Source organism: Methylobacterium indicum (genome assembly GCF_001043895.1).
In the GTDB taxonomy this organism is placed as follows: Bacteria; Pseudomonadota; Alphaproteobacteria; order Rhizobiales; family Beijerinckiaceae; genus Methylobacterium; species Methylobacterium indicum.
In genome coordinates this window covers 1-4099 of sequence record NZ_JTHF01000360.1, presented here as the reverse complement: position 1 = coordinate 4099, position 4099 = coordinate 1, and the positions used below count along the sequence as shown (strand labels likewise).

The 4099-nt window shown below is 73.7% G+C and carries 4 protein-coding genes; all 4 read left to right on the top strand.

Translation table 11 applies throughout. The features are described 5' to 3' along the window. The coding region (ccmE, locus tag QR78_RS29915) for a cytochrome c maturation protein CcmE (protein WP_082173923.1) at positions 1–565 on the top strand (565 nt) is incomplete at its 5' end. 152 nt (positions 566–717) lie between these two features. Further along, complete coding sequence (locus tag QR78_RS29910) at positions 718–2715, top strand: heme lyase CcmF/NrfE family subunit (RefSeq protein WP_048431269.1); 1998 nt, start codon at positions 718–720, stop codon at positions 2713–2715. A 4-nt stretch (positions 2716–2719) separates the two neighbouring features. After that, positions 2720–3187, top strand: coding sequence for a cytochrome c-type biogenesis protein (locus tag QR78_RS29905; RefSeq protein ID WP_048431268.1), 468 nt, complete (start codon positions 2720–2722; stop codon positions 3185–3187). After that, positions 3184–4099 (top strand): P1 family peptidase (locus QR78_RS29900; RefSeq protein WP_048431267.1); only part of this gene is annotated, 916 nt, incomplete at its 3' end. The genes QR78_RS29905 and QR78_RS29900, both read left to right, overlap by 4 nt.

The window sequence follows — 4099 nt, the reverse complement described above, 5'->3', positions numbered from 1 at the left end:
CGGCGCCGCAGACGAGGATGAGGACGGAGCGGCGGCCCTCGGGCTCGTCCTCACGGCGATGCGCGACACGATCGTGTTCTTCCGCTCCCCCACCGAGGTCGCGAGCCAGAAGGTCGCGCCCGGGACCCGGTTCCGCCTCGGCGGGCTGGTCGAGGCCGGCTCGCTCAAGCGCGAGGCGGACGGGCATGTGGAGTTCGCCGTCACCGATACCGGCTCGACCGTGGCGGTGCGCTACCGCGGCCTCCTGCCCGACCTGTTCCGCGAGGGCCAGGGCGTGGTGACCGAGGGGGTGCTGCAAGCCGACGGGACGTTCCGGGCCGACACCGTGCTGGCCAAGCACGACGAGACCTACATGCCGCGCGAAGTCGCCGACGCCCTCAAGGCGCAGGGGCGCTGGCAGGAGGGCGGCGCGGGTGGCCCGGTGAAGCCCGCGGAGGCCAAGCCCGCGGAGGCCAAGCCCCGGCAGGCCCGAGCCGACGAGAACAGGGCCGACGAGAGTCGGGCCGACGAGAATCGCGCCGGCGAGGACCAGCCCGGTTCGGTCCCGCGCACCGCCGTGAAATAGCCCCGCCCCGTGCGGCGGAAGGTCTTGGCGGCTCGGCCCGGGAAGCGGATTAAGGTGACGCCCGCGTCCCGCCGCACCGGGACGCCGGGTCGGGAGACCCGTCGGCCGATCGTCCGCCCCGCTCGACACCCGCTTACCGAAAGGTCGCCCCGTTGCTGATCGAGGTTGGTCATTACGCCCTCGCCCTCGCGCTCGCCCTGTCGCTGACGCAGATGGTGATGCCGGTCTGGGCGAGCCGTGCCGGCGACCCGGTCCTGCGCAGCATCACGGTGCCGGCGGCGCTCGCCACCTTCGCGTGCATCGCCTTCGCGTTCGGGGCGCTGACCTACGCCCACGTCACCTCGGACTTCTCGGTCCAGAACGTCGTCGAGAACTCGCACTCGATGAAGCCGCTGATCTACAAGATCTCCGGCGTCTGGGGGAACCACGAGGGCTCGATGCTGCTCTGGGTGCTGATCCTGGCACTGTTCGGGGCCGTGGTGGCGCTCGCCCGCAACTCCGTGCCGCCGACCCTGCGGGCCAACACGCTCGGCGTCCAGGCCGCCATCACGGCGGTCTTTCTGCTCTTCATCCTCACGACCTCGAACCCGTTCGCGCGCCTGAACCCGGCCCCGATGGAGGGGCGCGACCTCAACCCGCTGCTGCAGGATCCCGGCCTCGCGATCCATCCGCCGCTGCTCTATCTCGGCTATGTCGGCTTCTCGATCACCTTCGCCTTCGCCATCGCGGCCTTGATCGAGGGGCGGATCGACGCCGCCTGGGCGCGTGCCGTGCGGCCCTGGACGCTGGCGGCCTGGTGCTTCCTCACCGTCGGCATCGCCATGGGATCGTACTGGGCGTATTACGAGCTCGGCTGGGGCGGCTGGTGGTTCTGGGACCCGGTCGAGAACGCCTCGCTGATGCCCTGGCTCGCCGGCACGGCGCTGATCCACTCCACCGTCGTCATGGAGAAGCGCGACGCCCTCAAGGTCTGGACGGTGCTGCTCGCCATCCTGACCTTCTCGCTGTCGCTGCTCGGCACCTTCCTGGTGCGCTCGGGCGTCCTCACCTCGGTCCACACCTTCGCCACCGACCCGGCGCGCGGCACCTTCATCCTCGGCATCCTGGTCCTGTTCATCGGCGGCTCGCTGGCGCTCTACGCCTGGCGGGCACCGACCCTGCGCCAGGGCGGCCTGTTCGCACCGATCTCCCGCGAGGGCGCCCTGGTGATGAACAACCTCTTCCTGTCGGCGGCCTGCGCCACGGTGCTGGTCGGCACGCTCTACCCCCTGGCGCTCGAATCGCTGACGGGGGAAAAAATCTCGGTCGGGCCGCCCTTCTTCAACCTGACCTTCGTGCCGCTCGCGGTGCCGCTGCTCCTCGTGGTGCCGTTCGGCCAGACGCTCGCCTGGAAGCGCGGCGACCTCGCGGCGGCGAGCCAGCGGCTGTTCGTCGGCTTCGCCCTCGCCATCGCGGTCACGCTGGCGGCCATCGCGGTGACCTGGGGCGGGCCGGTCGGGGCGCCGCTCGGCATCGGGCTCGGCGCCTACCTGATCCTCGGCGCCGCCTTCGAGATCGTCACCCGGGCGAAGGCCAAGACCGTCGGCGTCTCGCTGCGCCGCGCCGCCGGCCTGCCGCGCTCCGCCTGGGGCACGGCCTTGGCCCATGCCGGCGTCGGCGTCACGGTGATCGGCATCGCCGCCCAGGCCTGGAGCGTCGAGGCCCTCGCCACCCTGCCGCGCGGCGGGGAACTCCGCGCCGGTCCCTACGTCGCGGTGCTGGAGGGCGTCCTGCCCCGCACCGGTCCGAACTACACCGAGACGGTGGCCCACCTCACCATCCGGGAGGGCGGCGATCCGGTCGGCGTGATCGAGCCGGGCAAGCGCTTCTACGCCTCGCGCAACATGTCGGTGAGCGAGGCCGGCCTGCTCACGCGCGGGGTGAGCCAGGTCTATGCCAGCGTCGGCGAGACCGGCACCGACGGCCGCGTCGGCATCCGCCTCTACTACAAGCCCCTGGTGCTGCTGATCTGGCTCGGCGCCGTGGTGATGGCGCTCGGCGGCGGCCTCGCCCTCACCGACCGGCGCTTCCGGGTCGGGGCCCCGGCCTTGAAGCCGGCGATCCGCGACGCCGCCGGGCCGGTGCCGCCCCATTCCGTCCCGGCGGAGTAGACCCATGCCCGCCCTGCGCGCCCTCCTCCTCGCCCTCCTCCTGCTCGTGCCGGTCGCCGCCGGCGCGGTGCAGCCCGAGGAGGTGATGAAGGACCCCGCCCTCGAGGCGCGGGCCCGGACGATCTCGGCGGAGCTGCGCTGCCTCGTCTGCCAGAACCAGTCGATCGACGATTCCGACGCGCCGCTCGCCCGCGACCTGCGGCTGATCGTGCGCGAGCGCCTGCGCCAGGGCGACGGCGACGACGCGGTGCTGAGCTACATCGTGCAGCGCTACGGCGAGTTCGTGCTGCTGCGTCCGGTTCTGGCCTGGCACACCGCCCTTCTCTGGCTCACCCCGGTCCTGGTGGTCGGCCTCGGCGGCCTCGCCCTGTGGGCCGCCGCCCGCCGGCGCCGGCCGGCCCCGCCGCGGGGCCTCACCGCCGCCGAGGAGGCGGCCGTCGCCGAGCTGGTGCGCCGGGCCGAGCCGCGGTGAGCGGCAGCCTCACCGATATCGCGGGCATCCGGGTCGGCCATGCCGAGGATCCCCGCGCGCTGTCCGGCGTCACCGCGATCGTGTTCGATGCCCCCACGGTGGCAGGCGTCGACATCCGCGGCGGCGGGCCGGGGACGCGGGAGACCGACCTCCTCGATCCCGAGCGCACGGTGCCGGGGGTCGATGCCCTGGTCCTGTCCGGCGGCTCGGTCTTCGGGCTCGACGCGGCCTCGGGCGTCACCGCTTGGCTCGCCGAGACCGGCCGCGGCTTCGCGGTCGGCCCGGCCCGGGTGCCGATCGTCCCGGCGGCGATCCTGTTCGACCTCCTCAACGGCGGCGACAAGGCGTGGGGCCGCTATCCCCCCTACCGCGACCTCGGCTTTGCCGCTGCGGCGAAGGCCGATACCGGCCCGGTGGCGACGGGCTCGGTCGGGGCCGGGCTCGGCGCCCGGACCGCGAACCTGAAGGGCGGTCTCGGCAGCGCCTCCGCCACGGTCGAGGGCACGGGCCTGCGCGTCGCGGCGCTGGTTGCAGTCAACGCGCTCGGGCGGGTCACGGTCGGGGACGGCCCGCATTTCTGGGCCGCACCGTTCGAGATCGGCGCCGAGTTCGGGGGGCTCGGCTCGCCCGCGACCCCGCCGCCCGGCGCCTTCGCCTGGCCGATGAAGCCGATGCCAGGCGCCAACACCACGATCGCCGTGGTCGCGACGGATGCCCGCCTGACCAAGGCCGAGGCCCGCCGCCTCGCGGTGATGGCCCAGGACGGTCTCGCCCGGGCGATCGTGCCCGCCCACACGCCCCTCGACGGCGACCTGGTCTTTGCCGCCGCCACCGGCGCGGTGCCGCTCGCCGATCCGGTCGCGGATCTGGCGCGGCTCGGCGACGCGGCGGCGCGCCGGTGGCGGCGGCAAA

Bases quoted from the DNA above. Each gene is read 5' to 3' on its own strand.
- QR78_RS29905 (WP_048431268.1), top strand. From the start codon at position 2,720: ATGCCCGCCCTGCGCGCCCTCCTCCTCGCCCTCCTCCTGCTCGTGCCG.